The sequence below is a fragment of the Marinobacter sp. BSs20148 genome, assembly GCF_000283275.1.
In the GTDB taxonomy this organism is placed as follows: Bacteria; Pseudomonadota; Gammaproteobacteria; order Pseudomonadales; family Oleiphilaceae; genus Marinobacter; species Marinobacter psychrophilus.
This window is the reverse complement of sequence record NC_018268.1, coordinates 3,851,655-3,869,250: the sequence shown is the minus strand read 5'-3', so window position 1 is coordinate 3,869,250 and position 17,596 is coordinate 3,851,655. Positions and strand designations below refer to the sequence as shown.

The following is a 17,596-nucleotide window of genomic DNA, read 5'->3' as shown; positions in this document are numbered from 1 at the left end:
TTTTGAATGACGTCGAGCAGTGTAGCAGCAAGCGCCGGGGCATTGGATGCTTGCGCGTTGAGTTGAATAGCAAAGCCGGGTAGAAAAACCGACACCGCAGGCGCGATACCGGCACTCGTTATGGCAAGTTACAGAGCGTTCAGAGCGGCATCGTAGTTGGGCTCGTCTTTGATGTCGCCAACCAGTTCGCTGTGCAGTACTTTGTTGTTCTGGTCTAGAACAATCACGGCGCGAGCGCACAATCCTGCTAGCGGGCCGGTTTGCATAGCAACGCCGCAGTCCTGTTGGAAGCTGTAGTTGCGGAAGCTGGATAGGGGAATTACTTTGTCCAGGCCTTCGGCGCTGCAGAAACGGGCAAAGGCAAAGGGCAGGTCTGCTGCAATCACCAACACCACGGTGTTGTCGAGATCAGCGGCTTTTTCGTTGAATTTGCGAGTAGATGCGGCACACACGCCGGTATCTATGCTGGGGAAAATGCTCAGAATTTTACGCTTGCCGTCCCAATCGCTAAGTTTAACGTCTTCCAGGCTGCTGTTAGTCAAGGTAAAAGGCTGGATGGTTTCGCCAGGTTGGGGGAAGTTTCCGCTCAACTCTACGGGATCGCCGCCAAGTGTTACGTTACTCATAACATTCTCCTTAAGGATGGAAGTTGCAGAAAAACAGACTTTGTAACACCGAGTACTTTACCCTTTTTAGTCTAAATTGGATGCATTTGCACGTTTTTGGCTGCCAGGCGCCTGATTAAACACGGGCTTCCGCCTCGAAGCCCGGTGCCGGGAATCGTTGTACCAGGAGAACATAGCTGGCGAGCGCGGCAAGCGTCGACAGAGCAATCACCAGCGCCATCACCAGTGACGTGCCATCGTGCAGGTAACCTACCAGAGCGCCGGAACCGGCGGCTATGGTCATCTGTGCGAAGCCGAACAGGGACGAGGCTGAGCCGGCCATGCGCGGGAAATTTGCCAGTGCGCCGGCCATGGTTTGTGGCAGTACCATACCTGTGCCGCACAGAATCACCGCCTGGGGCAGCATAACCGCCCATACTGAATACACCTCAGCCAGCGCCAACGATGCCATCACGGTGCCACCGGCCACCGCGAGCAAAATACCACGCAGCAAAATTTGATCGGGCAACAGGCGTTTGCCCAAGCGCACCGCCAGCAGGTTGCCGACTATGTAGCCGGCCACCACAAAGGCAAAGTAGAGCCCGAAATGTTGTGGTGAGACCCCCAGAAAGTCGATAAGTACGAAGGACGAGCCGGAAATAAAGGCGAACAGGCTTGAATACATCAGGCTGTTGGTCAGGGTATAACCCAGAAAACTGACATCGCTGCCAATCAGGCGATAGTTTTTGAGCAGCGATGCGGGCCGCAGTGGCTGGCGGTATTCCGGGCGCATGGGCTCGGGTATGCCAATAGCAACAATGGCCATCATTGCCAGGGCGTAACCGGCCAGCACGTAAAAAATCGAGGCCCAACCCAGATGGGTAACCATGACGCCGCCAATGGTGGGAGCCAGGGCCGGAGCCAGGGCCATAATACTGGCCAGAATGGCCATGATGCGGGCCGATTGTTGTGGCGTGTAAATATCGCGTACCGCGGCGCGCCCCAGCACCGGGCCAGCTGACCCCCCAAGCGCCTGTAAAAAGCGAAACAGCATCAGGCTGTCAACGTCGGTGGCGCGGGCACAGCCAATACTGGCGAGGGCAAATATAAAAAAGCCGGCAATCATGATGGGCTTGCGGCCAAAGCAATCGGCCAAGGGGCCACAAAACAGCTGCGCCATGGCAAAACCGGCCAGATAAAAGCTTAGGGTAAGCTGGACATCGCCGGTGCTGGCGTTCAGGTCGCTGCCAATCTGCGGCAGTGCCGGCAGGTACATATCGGTTGCCAATGGCCCCAGTGCCACCGCGGCAGCTAATAATATGGTGGTCCAGATACTGGTTAAGGCAAGCATGAAACATTCCGTAAAAGCGTTGATTCGGGCAGGCAGTTTACGGATTTAAAGGCAGCGGGTAAGCCTGTCGGTTGTCATACAACCTATGAATGATATCGATTGATTATTGCGTCATTCCATTCATGGTGGCCGCCACCGCGTTTATCTGGTTGCGCAACCAGCGGTGGGCAGCATCGTTCTGATAGCGTTGGTGCCAGATCATCAACAGGGTAAAGGGCTTGTAGTCGAACGGCAGTGGCACCCAGGCGGCCCGCGACAACAGTTGCTGACCCATACGTTCCGGCGCCACTGCCAACATGTCGGTACCGTATAAAAGGCTGGAAAGAGCCGAGAAGTTTGACACGCTGACCCGTTTGGTACGGCGCAGATTGCGGGCGCTCAGGGCTTGGTCCAGCCCCGGCTGTTCGGCCGAACCCAGCATCAGGCTGATGTGGTCGGCTTTGAGGAAATCGGCCAGGGTATGAGGCGGCTCGCGCTGGGCCGGATCATAAAACACCACCATGCGGTCGGCCATCAGGCCACGTTGCATAATATCGCTGGCTTCCGGTGGATGCGGCGACACAATAAGGTCGCAGGTTTCCTGGCGTAACAGCTCGGCGCTGGGAATGCCGGCGGCAATCACCTGCAGGCGAATGCCCGGCGCCTGCTCACGCAAAATAGCCAGCAAGCCGGGCAGCAAAAGGTCGCGCTCGTAATCGTTGGCGGCGATGGTAAACACCAGCTCTGCGGTTTGCGGGCTGAACAGCGGGCCGGAGGACAGCGCACGCAAATCATCCAGCACCTGACGAATGTGCGGGCCGGCCTGCTGGGCATAACGGGTAGGGGTAATGCCACGCCCGGATTTAACAAACAGAGGGTCACCCAAAGCCTGGCGCAAACGCTCCAGGGTGTGACTGACGGCCGACTGGCTAACCCCAAGCGTTACTGCGGCCCGCGATACGCTGCCTTCGTCCAGCACCACCAAAAAAGTGGCCAGGGCGCGCAGGTCCAAATTAAAAGGCTCAACAGGGTTCATCAGCGGGAGTCCGTTCTTGTTGCTATAATGGCACCATAATAATGTAGTAACGATACCACGCTGGGAATGGTAGATGGCATTCGCCTCTGCCCAAGACCCAACGTGGTTGTTATGATTAGCGGTCATGAATTTTTAAAGTGGAATGAACCCATGCTCAGTTTTTTACCTGCGCCGGTGATTGGTGTACTGAACTCGTTGCTGTTGTTACTGAACACCTTGGTGTGGTGCCTACTCTTATATATCCCGGCGCTGTTGAAGTTGATTATTCCCCACAAGGGTTTTGGTGTGCTGTGCACCAAGCTGATTATTCGTGTGGCCGAAATTTGGGTAGCTTGTAACAGTGGCTGGATGAAACTCACCCAGGGCACCCGCTGGGAAGTGACCGGGGCCGAAGAGCTGAAGCAGAAAAGCTGGTATCTGGTGCTGAGTAACCACCAGAGCTGGGTGGACATTCTGGCCATGCAGCGGGTTTTTCACGGCAACGCACCGTTTTTGAAGTTCTTTCTGAAGCAACAGTTGGTGTGGGTTCCGGTTATCGGCTTGGCTTGGTGGGGTCTGGATTTCCCGTTTATGAAGCGCTATTCGCGCCAGTATCTGGTAAGGCACCCCGAAAAACGCGGTGAAGACATGAAATCCACCCGCCGCGCGTGTGAGAAGTTCCAGCATACGCCTGTCAGCATTATGAACTTCGTAGAAGGCACGCGCTTTACGCCGGCCAAGCATGCCGCTCAAAAATCACCCTATACTCACCTGCTATCGCCCAAAGCTGGCGGTGTCGGTTTTGTGTTGGACGCTATGGGTGACTCCGTCAAAACATTGGTGGATTTGACCATTGCCTACCCCGGCGGTGCGCCGACCTTCTGGCAGTTCTTGTGTGGCCAGGTACCAGAAATCAAAATGGAAATTCATACCGTGGCCATTCCCGACAACCTCAAAGGCCGCGACTACATGGCCGACTCTGAATACCGCCGTAACGTAAAGCTTTGGCTTGCCGAACAGTGGCAAGCCAAAGACCAGCGCATTACGCAGATGCTGGGACAGGTTCCTGCTTCGGCTCCTGCAGCGTCAGATTGATCTGACGGCGTTCGTCATCCACCCCGGCCAGGCGCACGGTAACCGCCTGGTCGAGTTGGAAGATGCGGCCATTTTTGTTGTGAATCAGGCGCAGGGTGACCGGGTCAAAACTGTATTTCCCATCCAGGTCACGGCAGCTGACAAACCCTTCCAGGCCGTTGCAATTTAAGCGCACAAAAAAGCCGGCGGGAATGGTGCGGCTGATAACGCCGCCCATGTCATCATCGCCCAAGGTTTTTGCAAAGTCGCTTTTAAGCCAGTTCTCTACGCTGTTGGCGGCTTGGCGAGCCTTTATCAGAGTCGCCTGAAGCGTGCTGAGGGCGTTGTTGTCCAATTCTTCTAACGGCGCCTGCCAGATCAGCGATTTGATCACCCGGTGTACGTAAAAGTCGGTGAACTTGCGTAGTGGCGAGGTGAATGTGGTGTAGGCAGCAAGCCCCATACCCTGGTGTGGCGCGGGGCTGAAGGCCAGCTCGGCGCGGGCCAGTTGGCGCGCGACAATGGATCTTACCGGGGCATCCGCGTTCAGGCTGTCGGCGGTTTTCATCAGTGTTTTGAAACTCTCTGCCTGGGCAACATCCAGCTCGGCAAGCTGTGGCATGTGCTGTTCCAGCAGCTTGCGGATGTTGTCGTGACGGTCGGCGCGCAGGCCGCTGTGACAAATAAACAGACCTTTGTTGTGCTGCGACAGAAAGTCGGCGGCGCAGCGGTTGGCCGCTACCATGCATTCTTCTACCAGGCGGTGGGCTTCATTTTGAACTGTGGGTTCAATGCTGCGAATACGGCGGTTTTCGTCCAGCCGCAGGCGGAACTCCGTGCGGTCACCATTAATAAGAGCGTGTTCGACGCGCCAGCGCCGCAGCGCCGTAGCGGCCTGGTGCAGCTGGTCCAGGCTGTTAGACACGGCTGACGACAGGGCTTTAATGTCGTCGTCTTCGCGGCCATCAATCAAGTTGGCAACCAGTTCATAACTGAGCTTGCCGTGGGAGCGGATGCTGGCCTGGTGAAAACTGTAATCGCCCAGACTGCCATCGTTGTTAACCTGCAAATCGCACACTAAAGCCAGGCGCGTCGTATCGGGCTGCAGCGAACACAAGCGGGTGCTGGCGGCATCGGGCAGCATCGGCAGCGGCTCCCCCGGGAAGTAAATGGCGGTGGCTCGGCGCATGGCTTCGCGTTCGGTGGCGCTGCCTGGCTCAATCAATGCGGTGGGGTCGGCAATGGCAATCGACAGCGCCCAGCCGGTGGCATTTGGCACCGCCAGTAGGGCGTCGTCCATGTCTTGGGTGCCGGGGCTGTCGATGGTGACATAGGGCTGCGAGCAGCGGTCTTCTCGCCCTGCGCTGTGTGCGGCTATCGCGTCTTCACTGAGCGCTTGGGCGTGTTGCTGCACTGCCTCTGGCCATGCGTCAGACAAATCAAAACCGGCCATGGTCAGCGCCCGCTCAATACCGGCATCGCCGGCCTGGCCTATTACCCGCAGTACCCGGGCCTGGCCTTTGCCGTCTTTGATCGGGTGGCGGTGCAAGCGGCAATATATGTAATCACCGGGCTGGGCGCCGTTACGCTCTTTTGGCGGTATGAAGATCCAGCGGTTAATGCCCGCTGTTTCCGGCACCACAAAGTGGCCTTTACCCTTGACCTGGTAGCGGCCTACAAAAGTATCCAGCGAGCTGTTCAGCAGCTCTTCTACCAAGCCTTGGGTTTTGCCTTTCTCGACCTCCTGTTCGGTGACGTTGATGCGGTCGCCGGGCAGCACTTTTTGCATTTCCTCGGGCGGAAGAAACACATCTCTGCCGTCGTCCAGAGCAACAAAGCCAAAGCGGCCATTGGTTGCTTTTACGGTGCCGGAAAGAACCACTTTGTGTTCTTCGATATTGGATTTCAGCTGGCGCAACTGGCTGATAGCGTCGGCATTGAGCATGAAGTAACCTGGCTGATAAAAAAATGAATGTTGCCGCGCAGTATAACTGTAAAGGTGCAGTGAGTCAGACCCGTTAGGCAATGAGAGCGTGGTTGAGGCTTTATTTGTCGGATCAGCCCAGGATTTGATGGTCTTTATTCGTGATGAACACTGTGTTGCGACCGCCGGCTTTGGCCTGATAAAGCGCTTGGTCGGCTTCGTGCAGGATGGTTTTGGCGCTGTCGCCGGGTTGACACAGGTAAGCGCCTACGCTGACCGTAATCGGTAGACTACCGTTTGCACTTTCGCGTTCAACTGTCTGGCGCAAACGCTCGCTCAGAAAGCGTAGAATATTATGATCACAGGGCGACAACACCACCATAAACTCGTCGCCACCCCATCGCCCGGGTTGGTCATATGGGCGCAGACTTTCCTGTAACCAGAGCGCTGTTTGACACAGAACTTCATCGCCGGTTTGATGGCCAAGGCTGTCGTTAATCACCTTAAAGTGGTCGATGTCCAGCCAGATAACGCCAAAGCCGGCACTTCGCCGACTGGCCCTCTGGATCTCGACCTCGAGGATTTCATCCAGACTGCGGCGGTTACAAAGTCCGGTCAGCGAATCTACCCGCGCTAGCGAATGCAGGTCTGTAGTGCGTTCGGCAATTTTTTGTTCAAGCTCATCGCGAGAATGTTTGAGTGTACGTGTCATTTCCTCAAAGTCGGCGGCCAGCAATCCAATTTCGTTGCCGGGCTTGGCCAACGGTGGCAAGTCAAAATTGCCGCGACGTACTTGATTAACGGCGGCGCCGAGACGCAGAACCGGGGAGAGAATGCGAAACTGGACCACTAGGTGAAACGCTGCCAGAGTAATCAGCAAGCTGGCACTAAAAACCGCTATCAGGGGCCATAAATGCGTTTTGGGTAGCAAGGTGCTCAGGTCAATCAGCGTGACTTCATACCACCCTATAGCGGGTAAAAAAGCGGCACCTGCTAAATGTTTGCGGCCATTGACGGTCACAAAACGGCTTTCGACGGTGTGGCTTGTGTCTTTCAGGCTGGCCAGCATATCCAGTATTTGGCGTTTGTCGTCGGCGCTGTCGAACAGCAGGTCAATGGTGCTTTTCTGGCCTTCGGGCTTGATAATGGTGGCAAAATCGATGTAATTGCGATCGCGATATAGCTGAATGGCGCCGTTCAGGTCCACAAACAACGTGGTTATGCCCTGCTGGCCGGTGTCGACAATGTCCTTCAGAAAGTCATCAAGGTTCAGTCCGGTTCCTACCATACCCACGATGACGTTCTCTTTGTTGCGCATCAGTACGTCAATCCACAGTTTGGTTACACCCAGGTTGGTGTCGGGATTCACATTCAGATGGAAATCGCGGCCTTCGTCAATCAGTCGGTAGAACCAGGCGTCATCGGGCTCGTTTGGGTCCAGAGTGTAGCGGAATTGCTGGCCCTGATAGTCGTTGGATGTGTTGTTGTAGTAATAGTGGCCATTGCTTAAAAAGGCGACAAAATAGCTGTGGTCGCGAAAATTATTGCGGAAGCTTTCCATTTCACCAATGGCGGCGGCTTTGATTAACGGGCCGTCAGGGGTTCTTGCCAGTGCCAGAAGGGCTTGAGAGCGCGCCATTTGCCGCGCCAGGGCTATTTCGCGCTCTAACGACTGCAGCAGACGGGCGCTATCATAATGCACCTGAATTTCAGCGACCTGCTTACCCCAGCGTTCGATCAGATTATCTGACAACTGCTGATACGCGGCCCATGTGGCAATGCTTGCCACGATCATCAGGCCAGCAGCAAGGCTGAGAATTCGATTTTTCAGATTCAACGAGGCACCCTCTCGATGATTTCGTTTATGAAGTCATAAAATAAGGGGCCCGATGTTAGAGCAAATAATCACTAAACTATATAAAAATGTCGCAGTGCTCTACACGTTCTGTTCGGTGTAAGGGCCGATTGGCATTGTTGTTCAGAATCAGCTCGATCGGGGTGCATTGGCCCGGCACGGCGCAACCGCACCCAGAATCGTGCGGCAATCAGTTGTGTTCGGCGAACACTCGGGTCTGGCCGTTGGCGTTGAATAACAGCACTTGGTACGGATCCTTGCGGTCGCCCATTTCCATTCCTGGTGAACCTGCAGGCATGCCCGGCACGCTCAAGCCACGGGCTTGGGGCGCTTGGCTTAACAGGCGTTTTATGTCGCCTGCCGGCACGTGGCCTTCAATCACGTAATCGTTGATAAACGCGGTGTGGCAACTGGACAGGGCCGGTGTCAGGCCGGCTTCGGTTTTCACCGGCGTGACATTGTCGACTTCGCTGACTTCCACCTCAAAACCGTTGTCCTCCAGGTGTTTGACCCAGTCGGTGCAGCAGCCACAAGTGGGCGATTTGTAGACGTGAATGTTGTGCTCAGATTCGGCGTTGGCCAGGGCCGAGCCAAAGCTCAGGCTAGCGCCCAGTAACATGGCTAGAGTACGTTGCTTCATCAGTGTTACCTCTTCGTTTTGGTGTCAGTGGGCGCCAACCAGAACCACCAGACGACGGCGGCCATCAGCGCTAAACCTGTGAGGTTGACCAAAAAAAATGTCATTGGTTCTGTTCCTGTTTGGTGGGGATGTCTACTTTGCGACTGGTTTTGAACAGTCGCAGCCGGTTTGCGTTGGTAACCACGGTAACCGACGACATCGACATGGCTGCACCGGCAATGATCGGGCTTAACAGAATGCCCCACAACGGGTACAGCAGGCCGGCGGCAATGGGTATGCCCAGGCTGTTATAAATAAACGCGCCGAACAGATTCTGGTGAATGTTCTTCACCGTGGCGCGGGATATTTCGATGGCGTCGGGAACCCCGTGCAGGGAACCACGCATCAGCGTAATGGCGGCGCTTTCAATGGCTACATCAGTGCCGGTGCCAATGGCAAAGCCAACATCGGCGGCGGCCAGAGCCGGGGCATCGTTAATGCCGTCACCCACCATGGCGACGGTATAGCCTTTTTTACGCATGTCATTAACCACGTCGGCTTTGTCTTCCGGCAACACTCCGGCACGATAATCGTCAATACCGGCACTGGCGCAGATGGCCTTGGCGGTGGCGTCCACATCGCCGGTGACCATCATTACCTTTATGCCGGCCTGATGGAGCCGTTCAATGGCGGCCTGGGAATCGGGTTTGATGGCATCCGCAACGCCAATAACGCCCAGTACCCGTTTGCCCAGAGCCACAAAAAGCGGGGTGCCGGCGTTGTCGGTAATACTTTGGGCAGCCTGGTCCAACGGGGTTACATCCAGCCCTTCACCTACCAGCCAACGTCGGTTGCCCAGGCGCAGGGTGTCGCCATTGTGTTGCCCGGCGACACCCTTGCCGTTGTGGCTGTCGAAGCCGGTTATGTCGGCCGGTTGAATAGTGTCCTGCCGGACTTTTTCCATAATGGCGTAGGCCAGCGGGTGCTCTGAATGCTGCTCAAGACCAGCTGCCAGGGCCAGCAGATGAATTTCATCACCGTCTACTACATGCACTTGGGTAACCGCGGGTTTGCCGGCAGTAATAGTGCCGGTCTTATCCAGAATAACCAGGTTGATTTTGCCAGCGGTTTGAAGGGCTTCACCTTGGCGGATCAGCGCGCCGTATTCAGCGGCTTTGCCGACGCCGACCATCACCGACATGGGCGTGGCCAGGCCCAAGGCGCAGGGGCAGGCGATGATCAATACGGTGGTGGCGGCCACCATCATGTGCGCTATCGCCGGGTCTGGCCCCAGGTTGTACCAGACCAGCGCGGCGGCTATGGCGATTAGCATCACACTGGGCACAAATACCGAGGAAATTTTATCCGCCAGGCGGCCTATCGAGGGTTTCGAGCCCTGGGCTTTTTTTACCAGACGGATAATTTGCGCCAGGGCCGTGTCGCTGCCTACACGGGTGGCTTCGTACACAATGCTGCCACGGGTGTTCAACGTGCCGGCAGACACTTCGTCGCCTTCGCCTTTACTGACCGGCATGGGCTCGCCGGTGAGCATGCTTTCGTCAACGCGGGTGTTGCCTTCGCGCACTACACCGTCCACCGGCAGCTGTTCACCGGGTCGAACGCGGATCTGGTCGCCTTTACGCACCTGCTCTATGGGCAGGTCCTGTTCCTGGCCGTCGCGGATCACGCGGGCGGTTTTAGCGCGCAGATCCAGCAGCCGGCGCACGGCCTCGGAGGTTTTGCCCTTGGCGCGCAGCTCTAATGCCTGGCCCAGATTGATCAGACCGATGATCATCGCTGAAGCTTCAAAATACACGTGGCGCGCCATTTCTGGCAGAACTGCGGGGAACACCGCCACCACCATGGAATACATCCACGCGGTGCCGGTCCCCAGCGCTACCAGGGTGTCCATGTTGGCGTTGTGATGGAGTAATGCTTTCCAAGCGCTGGTGAAAAAATGGCTGCCGGTGGCAATCATCACGCCCAGGGTCAGAATGCCCAGATTGATCCAAGTGGTCTGGTTACCGGCATCTACGGTCATCGAGCCGAAACCCATGCCCCAGATCATCAGGCCTACACCCAGTGACAGACTGATCGCCATTTTTACCAGCAAGGTGCGGTAACGTTTGCGATCTTGTTGCTGGCGACGTTCGTCTGCAGTGTCTGGATCATCAATCACGCTGGCGCCGTAGCCGGCGCTTTCGATGGCTTTGATCAGTGCTTGCGGAGCGACTTGACCGCTGGCACTGGCGGTATTGTCGGCCAGGTTCATGTGGGCGTGGGTAACGCCGCTGACCGACTTCAAGGCTTTCTCGATGCTGCTGACGCAAGACGCGCAGGTGGCGCCGGTGACCGCCAGCTGAATGCCGTCGTTGCTGTTGCTGGCGGCGCTGACTGCCTCTGGCGCAGGGGCCTCTGCTCCAACAGCGTTACCTTTTTCGCTGCGACAGGGTGGCGTTGTCTTGCTGGCACAGCAGCTTTTGGCGGCGGGCTCGGCATGAAGAATCTCCGCCGGGTAGCCCGCTTCGGTGATTCTGAGGGCCGCGTCGGTGGGGTCAATGCCGGCGGGCAAAGTGACGGTTTTCTGCTCGATGTTCACGTCCAGCGCGGCACTGTCGGTGACCAACGGTTCTAATGCCACACGGATTTTACGGGCGCAGCCTTGGCAGGTGGCACCGGCAATGCTGAGCCGATTTTCGGTGTTAGCGGCTGTGCTGTCCATGGTTTAGAGTTCCTCTGCCAAGTTAGGTTCGGCCTGATCCCAGTGTTCAATTAAACGGCAGATGGTATGGCCGTCTGGCGTGCCATCGGGCATGTCTCGCCAAGCCTCCAGGGCCTTTTGCATGCGCTGGTGCAATTGCTGGAGTTCGTTAATCCGGCGTTCAACCTCGGCCAGGCGTTTTTCAAACACGCCGCGTACCATGGGACAGGGGGAATGCTCGTCGTCGGCTTGGTTCAAAATGTCGCGGATCTCGGGCAGAGAAAAACCAAGCTGGCGGGCCTTACGGGCAAAACGTAGGCGGCGCAAATCATCGCTGGAGAAATGTTGGTAGTTGTTCGCCGGATCGCGGCTGGGTGCCAACAGTTGTTCGCGAGAATAGAAGCGCACCGTGTCGGGCGTTACCCCAGCGGCACGAGCCATGTCTTTTACTTTCATAAACTACCCCGTCGCCTTTTACGATAAGTGTAGCTTAAAACCTGTTAGCCGCTCATAGGTCAAATGTTACGAGCCTGTTGTCAGCCTTTGGCGCGAAGAAAGCAGCCGCAGTGCTTGCACTGTTCCGGAACCATTAGTTTGGCTTGCCAACCCAGCTTTTCGCTACATGCGGGACAGGTCAGCTTCAGCTGCATAGCCACTATTGGCCCCACCAATAGCACCAGAATGATGCCCAGCCCGTCCCAATCATCGGCGCTAGACAACCCTAGTTGGCTGCTGAACACCAAAATGATAATTAACGCCGTAAAGGCGAATAGAAAATAATTGCGGTTCCACCGTTCCCAGCGGCGCAGGCGCGCGTCTTGTTCGGTGGTCAGATAATGTGTCATGGAGTCTCACGGTTAAAGTGGGATTTCAGCGTGTTGCGGCTTCAGCCACTGCTCCAGCTGGACGGCGGGAATAGGACGGCTGATCGGATAACCTTTAGCCACATCGCAACCATACTGGCGCAGAAAATTAAGCTGGCTCTTAGTTTCTACGCCTTCGGCCATCACCTGGATGCCTAGATTGTTGGCCATTATTTCAGCCTCGGTGTATGAGCCGAGGTATTTCCATCTTTGGACAGCGGTCCATCACCACTTTCATGCCCGCGTGTCGCGCGCGATCGGCGCCTTGGTGGTTAATAACGCCAATTTGGAGCCACAAGACCGGAATTTTCATGGCGATAGCCTGGTCGATCACCGCGTCGGTGCGTTGCACAGCCAGGAACAGGTCTGCCATGTCGACCGCGACCGGCAGTGATTCAAGATCCGCAAAAACGGTTTCACCCAGTAGCTGTTGGCCGGCCAAACGTGGGTTAACGGGTATTACCCGATAGCCCTGCTGTTGCAAGTAATGCATAACCTCGTGGGACGGTCGGCTGGTTTTCTCACTGGCGCCCACCAACGCTATGGTGCGGACCTGCTGCAGAATGTCGAGAATCTGCGAGTCAGACGCCTCAGTCATGATGTAACGCTCCTGTCGAGGAAGAAAATAGCAATGTAAGTGCTACCAGTTACCTAGTGTCCCATCTGGCCAATGTGAACCTGATCAACGGTTGGTACTGATCAGATTGAAGAATTCCAGGCGGGTGGCCTGTGACTTTCGGAACTGGCCGAGCATCATCGAGGTCTTCATTTTCGAGTTCTGTTTTTCGACGCCACGCATCATCATGCACATGTGCTGGGCTTCGATCACGACGGCCACGCCCTTGGCGTTGGTCACACTTTCTACCGCTTCCGCAATCTGTCGGGTCAGGTTTTCCTGAATTTGTAGGCGCCTTGCGTACATATCGACAATGCGCGCGAATTTGGACAGCCCCAGGACCTTGCCCTGGGGCAGGTAGGCAATGTGGCACTTGCCGATAAAAGGCAACACGTGATGTTCACACATGCTGTACAGTTCTATGTCCTGTATCACCACCATTTCGTCCATGGCGGATTCGAACACCGCGTTGTTGACCAACTCGTTCAGATCCTGCTGGTACCCGCGAGTTAGAAACTGCATGGCTTTGGCCGCGCGCAGAGGCGTGTTTTGCAGGCCTTCGCGGTCACAGTTTTCACCCAAGCCATTAATAATGGCGCGGTAGTGGCCAGCAAGATCGTCTGTCAGGGAATTGCTCATAAATAAGGGTCCGGTTTACTGAATCTGGCAAGGGCGGAAGCTTAAGGCAAAATGGCCATGATCTCTATGGGTAAGCGCCGTAGCGTTTCAGCGGTCGCCCTGAAGGCCGATATCGGCTGGCGGCGAGCTGCCAGTTAACTGCACAACACGGTTGCGGCCATCGGATTTGGCTTTATACAGTGCCTGGTCTGCACGCTTGAGCCAGACTGACCAGGTCTCGTTGGCGCAGGCTTGCGTCAGGCCGCCGCTGATGGTGACCCCAATACCCGTCTGGAACGGTCCAACGGCCACGCTCTTTACCAGCTCACGGGCCAGTGTCTCGGCTTCGGGCAGGCTGGTTTCCGGCAGCCGGTGAGTGGGTCTGTGGTGGCAAGTTCTGTCATTTCTTGCTGCAAGCGCCCCACCAGCCAGGCAAAAATCAGTGCGAACAGGCAAGTCAGCCCTAGTGATGTGGTAATACGCCAAAACTCTGGCAGGGGAAATACGTAAAAAGCCATGACCACCATCAGAGCTAAAAACACAAAGTTGCTGATGGCGGCATCCCGCAGGGGCATTAGAAAAAATACAGCAGTAATGGCAGGGTAGGCCCAGTAAAGCCCGGCATGGCCGTTAATGGCGGTAGAATAGACCGCGCAGATCATCGCCAGTAGCGGAAACAGCCAGCCCCGCAAGAAGTAGTGCTGGCGGAAGCGCAAAAAGCCAATCACCAGTAAGGCGTTGGCGCAGAAAAGAAAGAGTAGGGCAGACAATAGGTAATTCTGATGAAGCCACTGCACCACAATCAGCGGGGCTACGGCCAGGCAAGCCCAGAAATGCAGATGATAAACCAACTGGCGGCGAAACCCCATCACCACCAAAGTTGGGTTGCTGGTAAATTTTTCCGATAAAAAAAAAGGTATGGCCACCTAGAGCTCCCTTCGTCAGCCCGATGTTGCGGCTTGGCGCGCTGGTTTTTTTATTACTCGATACGTCAAATTTAGCACGGCTTGCCGTGAAAAAAAGCTGCCCTGTTGAATAATCGTTGTCGTGTTCGCTGGAGAAACCGCGGCCAAACCCAATAATGATGACACTTTGCGGCTTTCTTGCCCGCGTCCCCTGTTAAGGAGAAACCATGACCGCTATTCATATTCGCACACCGGCTTTAACGATTCGAGCCGGTACTCGTGCCATGAGGCGGTTACGGGATAACCCGCTGAGCGCCGGGGATGTTCACGTGATTCCTGGCGCTGCCGGTGGGCCCAAAGCCTTGGGCCTGAGCGGCCTGGATAAAACCCTGTTTGGTCATTGGCTGCCGAGCGCGCCGCAGCCCAGAGCGTTGGTGGGATCGTCTATTGGCAGCTGGCGCTTTGCGGCGGTGGCGTCGTCTGATAACCCGGTGGCTCAGTTGGAGTTGCTAGCGGAGCTATACACCCAGCAGCGTTTTACAAAAGGGGTCAGCGCCGCCGAAGTAACCCGTAAAAGCCTCGAGTTTCTGCAACAGTTACTGGGTGGGCGTGAACAGCATATTTTGAATCACCCGCAGTATCGGCTGAGCGTCATGGTGGTGCGCAGTTTGGGACTGTTGCGGCACGATAGCCGCGGTCGTCTGACCCTGGGGCTGCTGCACGCCATAGCTAGCAACATGCTGGGACGCCGGCATCTGGGTCGGGTCATGGAACGGGCCATTGTGCAGGACACTCGCACACCGGTACCGTTAGAGGAGCTGCGCGATTTCGCCAGCCACACCATTGCATTGAATCAAGACAACCTGCTCACGGCGTTGCTGGCCTCGGCTTCAATTCCGATGGTGATGTCGGGGGTGGCAAACATTCCTGGAGCGCCAGCAGGACTTTATCGCGACGGCGGTTTATTGGATTATCACCTGGATTTGCCGTACCAGCAGCCCGGTGTTGTGCTGTATCCGCATTTTACCGACCGAATAATTCCCGGTTGGTTTGATAAGTCTTTACCTTGGCGCAAGTCTAACGCGTCACATGTGCAGGATGTGCTGTTGCTGGCGCCCTCGGCGGACTATCTGGCGAGTTTGCCCAATGGAAAGCTGCCGGACCGTCGTGATTTTGAAAAGTACCTGGGCGACGATGCCGGCCGCGAAAAAGCCTGGCGTCGGGCGATTGCCGAGAGTGAGCGCCTGGGTGATGAATTCATGGAATTGGTGGAAAAGCGCCAGTGGGATTCAGTGATGCAGCCGCTGTAGCCGCTGCGTTTGGATGCGAGAACTCTTCTGTTAAGCCGATTTATGCACGTTGTTTGCCGCCAACCGCGGAGATCAGCAGAAAACAGCTGAATGCGGTAACCACCACCGACGGCCCCGCCGGTGTGTCCAGTTCCCATGACAGGGCCAACCCGCCGGTCACGGCAACAAAGCCGAACAGCATCGCCATGGCCACCATCTGTTCGGGTGTGCGTGCCAGGCGCCTTGCGGTGGCGGCGGGAATAATCAGCAGCGCAGTAATCAGCAGCACGCCGACAATTTTCATGGCTACCGCAATCACAATAGCGAACATCAGAATCAGGGCCAGCCGCAGGCGTTCTACCGGCACCCCTTCAACCCGCGCCAGTTCTTCGTGAATGGTGCTCATCAGCAGGCCACGCCACAGCAGCGCCAGCAGGCACAAAATAGTGGCGGCACCGCCGTAAATCCACCATAGATCGCTGCGGCTCATGGCCAGCAGATCGCCAAACAGCAGCCCGGTAAGGTCCATTCGCACCGAGGGCATAAAGCTCAGGGTGACCAGTCCAATGGCCAGGGCACTGTGGGCCAGTATGCCCAGCAGGGTATCGGTGGCTAATGTTTTGCTGCGGGAAAACAGCACCAGCGCCAGAGCCAACCCCAAGCAAGTGATAATCACCCCGACATTAATAGGCACCTGAATCACGAAGCTCAGGGCAATGCCTAGAAGCGCCGAATGGGCCAGTGTGTCGCCAAAATAGGCGAGCCGCCGCCAAACCACAAAACAGCCGAGAGGCCCCGCTACCAGAGCGACACCCAAGCCGCCGATCAGCGCACGCCAGAAAAAATCATCCAGAATGCCATCAATCATGGTGGTGCCCTGAGCAAGTTGGCGCTGCTTCCGCGTCGTCGAAAGTACCCTTTTTCAGAGTGCCATCGATAGCGGAGCCGCCGCCAATAACATTGCCGTGCAGATCATGACGGTGATTGTGATGGTGATGGTACACCGCCAGTGACTCGGCAACGGCGGTGCCGAAGGTTTCAATAAAGGCCGGGTCGTGGGATATGTCTTCCGGAAAACCGCTGCAACACACGTGCTGGTTCAGGCAGATAACCTTGTCGGTCGCGGCCATAACCAGATGCAGGTCGTGGGATATCATGATAACGCCGCAGTTGAGTTCGTCTCGGAGCTGGCGCACCAGATCGTAAAGCGCGGCCTGGCCGTTGATGTCGACCCCTTGAGCTGGCTCATCCAAAACTAACAGGCCGGGCTGGCGGGCCAGCGCGCGGGCTAGCAGCAGTCGTTGTTTCTCGCCGCCAGAAAGATGGTGCACCGAAGCTGCCATCAGGTGGGATACACCGGTGCGCGCCAACGCCTGTTGACAGCCTTTGCGGTCGCAGCCGCCCAGCGCCATGAAACGCTCAACACTCAGCGGCAGGGTGGTTTCGAGGTTCAGGGTTTGTGGCACATAGCCAATCACCAAGCCGGGCGGCAGGCTAATCGATCCAGAAGTGGCTTTCTGGATGCCCAGAATGGTTTTAATCAGCGTGGTTTTGCCGGCTCCGTTGGGGCCAATAATAGTGATGATATCGCCGCGCTTTATACTCAAAGACACCCGGTCAACAATCAATCGGTCATTGAGCGTCACCGATACCTTGCTCAGTTCTGCCAAAACCTCGTTCATGATGGTGTCGGCTGATCAGTGCTGTCGCTCTGACAGCGCGGGCACAAGCCGGCAATTTCCAATGTAATCTGTTCTACCTGAAACGTTTCGGCTGCTGCGGCTTGGTTAATAGCAGCGATTACGTTCGGGGCAGCTAACTCCAGCACGTTGCTACAGCTGCGGCAGATCAGAAAAGTGCCGCAGTGGTGCTGGCCCGGGTGGTCGCAACCAGTGAACGCGTTAAGCGACGCAATCCGGTGCACCAGGCCGTGCTGCTGTAAAAAATCGAGGGCGCGATACACCGTTGGCGGCGCTGCCTTGTGGCCATCGGCGCTTAACTGAGCCAGCACATCGTAGGCGCCCAATGGTTTGTGGGACTGCCAAATTAGCTCCAGCACTCTTTCCCTGACGGGGGTTAACCGCGCCTCGTTACGCCGGCAGATTTCCCTGGCTTGGGCCAGAGCGTGATCAACGCAAAGATCATGATTATGGGGGCGATAGGGTAAAGCGCGGGCGGGCAT

Annotated in this window: 19 protein-coding genes; 2 read left to right on the top strand and 17 right to left on the bottom strand. The window is 56.3% G+C overall.

What is annotated here, in order from left to right:
* Positions 1-128: 128 nt before the first annotated feature.
* From tpx to MRBBS_RS17660, 3 genes are all read right to left on the bottom strand, one after another.
* Entirely contained in the window at positions 129-626 is a 498-nt protein-coding gene (gene tpx, locus MRBBS_RS17670; protein WP_014872975.1) for a thiol peroxidase, read from the bottom strand.
* 115 nt (positions 627-741) lie between these two features.
* On the bottom strand, positions 742-1,956 hold the full coding sequence (locus tag MRBBS_RS17665) for a multidrug effflux MFS transporter (protein WP_014872974.1): 1,215 nt from the start codon (positions 1,954-1,956) through the stop codon (positions 742-744).
* A gap of 103 nt (positions 1,957-2,059) precedes the next feature.
* The gene (locus tag MRBBS_RS17660) at positions 2,060-2,971 is read right to left on the bottom strand and encodes a LysR family transcriptional regulator (RefSeq protein ID WP_014872973.1); all 912 of its coding nucleotides are present in this window, start codon (positions 2,969-2,971) and stop codon (positions 2,060-2,062) included.
* Positions 2,972-3,121: 150 nt separating this feature from the next.
* Here MRBBS_RS17660 and MRBBS_RS17655 point away from each other — a divergent pair, with 150 nt between their 5' ends.
* Positions 3,122-4,045 carry an acyltransferase gene (locus MRBBS_RS17655; protein WP_041635369.1) on the top strand — a complete coding sequence of 308 codons (924 nt, stop codon included), beginning with the start codon at positions 3,122-3,124 and terminating at the stop codon, positions 4,043-4,045.
* On the opposite strand, the gene MRBBS_RS17650 is transcribed toward MRBBS_RS17655, so the two are convergent.
* From MRBBS_RS17650 to MRBBS_RS17610, 11 genes are all read right to left on the bottom strand, one after another.
* The gene (locus MRBBS_RS17650; RefSeq protein ID WP_014872972.1) at positions 3,993-5,969 is read right to left on the bottom strand and encodes a ribonuclease R family protein; all 1,977 of its coding nucleotides are present in this window, start codon (positions 5,967-5,969) and stop codon (positions 3,993-3,995) included. The two genes, MRBBS_RS17655 and MRBBS_RS17650, sit on opposite strands and share 53 nt — an antisense overlap.
* A gap of 112 nt (positions 5,970-6,081) precedes the next feature.
* Positions 6,082-7,785 (bottom strand): diguanylate cyclase domain-containing protein, encoded by a 1,704-nt coding sequence (locus tag MRBBS_RS17645; protein WP_014872971.1) that lies wholly within the window; start codon positions 7,783-7,785, stop codon positions 6,082-6,084.
* Between the two features lie 208 nt (positions 7,786-7,993).
* Positions 7,994-8,443: a DUF411 domain-containing protein gene (locus MRBBS_RS17640; RefSeq protein ID WP_014872970.1), complete on the bottom strand. Its 450-nt coding sequence runs from the start codon at positions 8,441-8,443 to the stop codon at positions 7,994-7,996.
* Positions 8,444-8,543: 100 nt separating this feature from the next.
* Positions 8,544-11,144 carry a heavy metal translocating P-type ATPase gene (locus MRBBS_RS17635; protein WP_014872969.1) on the bottom strand — a complete coding sequence of 867 codons (2,601 nt, stop codon included), beginning with the start codon at positions 11,142-11,144 and terminating at the stop codon, positions 8,544-8,546.
* A gap of 3 nt (positions 11,145-11,147) precedes the next feature.
* Positions 11,148-11,579, bottom strand: coding sequence for a MerR family transcriptional regulator (locus MRBBS_RS17630; RefSeq protein ID WP_014872968.1), 432 nt, complete (start codon positions 11,577-11,579; stop codon positions 11,148-11,150).
* 80 nt (positions 11,580-11,659) lie between these two features.
* The gene (locus MRBBS_RS17625; RefSeq protein WP_014872967.1) at positions 11,660-11,968 is read right to left on the bottom strand and encodes a hypothetical protein; all 309 of its coding nucleotides are present in this window, start codon (positions 11,966-11,968) and stop codon (positions 11,660-11,662) included.
* A gap of 12 nt (positions 11,969-11,980) precedes the next feature.
* Positions 11,981-12,157 carry an EAL domain-containing protein gene (locus MRBBS_RS19260; RefSeq protein WP_014872966.1) on the bottom strand — a complete coding sequence of 59 codons (177 nt, stop codon included), beginning with the start codon at positions 12,155-12,157 and terminating at the stop codon, positions 11,981-11,983.
* A 4-nt stretch (positions 12,158-12,161) separates the two neighbouring features.
* A complete protein-coding gene (locus tag MRBBS_RS17620) occupies positions 12,162-12,584 on the bottom strand; it encodes a CoA-binding protein (RefSeq protein WP_014872965.1) in 423 nt (140 codons plus the stop codon).
* Between the two features lie 84 nt (positions 12,585-12,668).
* On the bottom strand, positions 12,669-13,241 hold the full coding sequence (folE, locus tag MRBBS_RS17615) for a GTP cyclohydrolase I FolE (protein ID WP_014872964.1): 573 nt from the start codon (positions 13,239-13,241) through the stop codon (positions 12,669-12,671).
* An 87-nt stretch (positions 13,242-13,328) separates the two neighbouring features.
* Positions 13,329-13,532, bottom strand: a complete 204-nt coding sequence (locus MRBBS_RS20155) for a diguanylate cyclase domain-containing protein (protein WP_014872963.1) — start codon at positions 13,530-13,532, stop codon at positions 13,329-13,331.
* A 5-nt stretch (positions 13,533-13,537) separates the two neighbouring features.
* Positions 13,538-14,146 carry a hypothetical protein gene (locus MRBBS_RS17610; RefSeq protein WP_014872962.1) on the bottom strand — a complete coding sequence of 203 codons (609 nt, stop codon included), beginning with the start codon at positions 14,144-14,146 and terminating at the stop codon, positions 13,538-13,540.
* A gap of 206 nt (positions 14,147-14,352) precedes the next feature.
* Between MRBBS_RS17610 and MRBBS_RS17605 the strand changes: the two genes are divergently transcribed.
* Positions 14,353-15,435 (top strand): patatin-like phospholipase family protein, encoded by a 1,083-nt coding sequence (locus MRBBS_RS17605; RefSeq protein ID WP_014872961.1) that lies wholly within the window; start codon positions 14,353-14,355, stop codon positions 15,433-15,435.
* 40 nt (positions 15,436-15,475) lie between these two features.
* On the opposite strand, the gene MRBBS_RS17600 is transcribed toward MRBBS_RS17605, so the two are convergent.
* The 3 genes from MRBBS_RS17600 to MRBBS_RS17590 are packed head-to-tail and all read right to left on the bottom strand — an operon-like array spanning position 15,476 to position 17,596.
* Positions 15,476-16,282 (bottom strand): iron chelate uptake ABC transporter family permease subunit, encoded by an 807-nt coding sequence (locus MRBBS_RS17600; protein ID WP_014872960.1) that lies wholly within the window; start codon positions 16,280-16,282, stop codon positions 15,476-15,478.
* Complete coding sequence (znuC, locus tag MRBBS_RS17595; RefSeq protein ID WP_014872959.1) at positions 16,275-17,096, bottom strand: zinc ABC transporter ATP-binding protein ZnuC; 822 nt, start codon at positions 17,094-17,096, stop codon at positions 16,275-16,277. The genes MRBBS_RS17600 and znuC overlap by 8 nt, the downstream gene beginning before the upstream one ends.
* On the bottom strand, positions 17,093-17,596 hold the full coding sequence (locus MRBBS_RS17590) for a Fur family transcriptional regulator (RefSeq protein WP_014872958.1): 504 nt from the start codon (positions 17,594-17,596) through the stop codon (positions 17,093-17,095). The genes znuC and MRBBS_RS17590 overlap by 4 nt, the downstream gene beginning before the upstream one ends.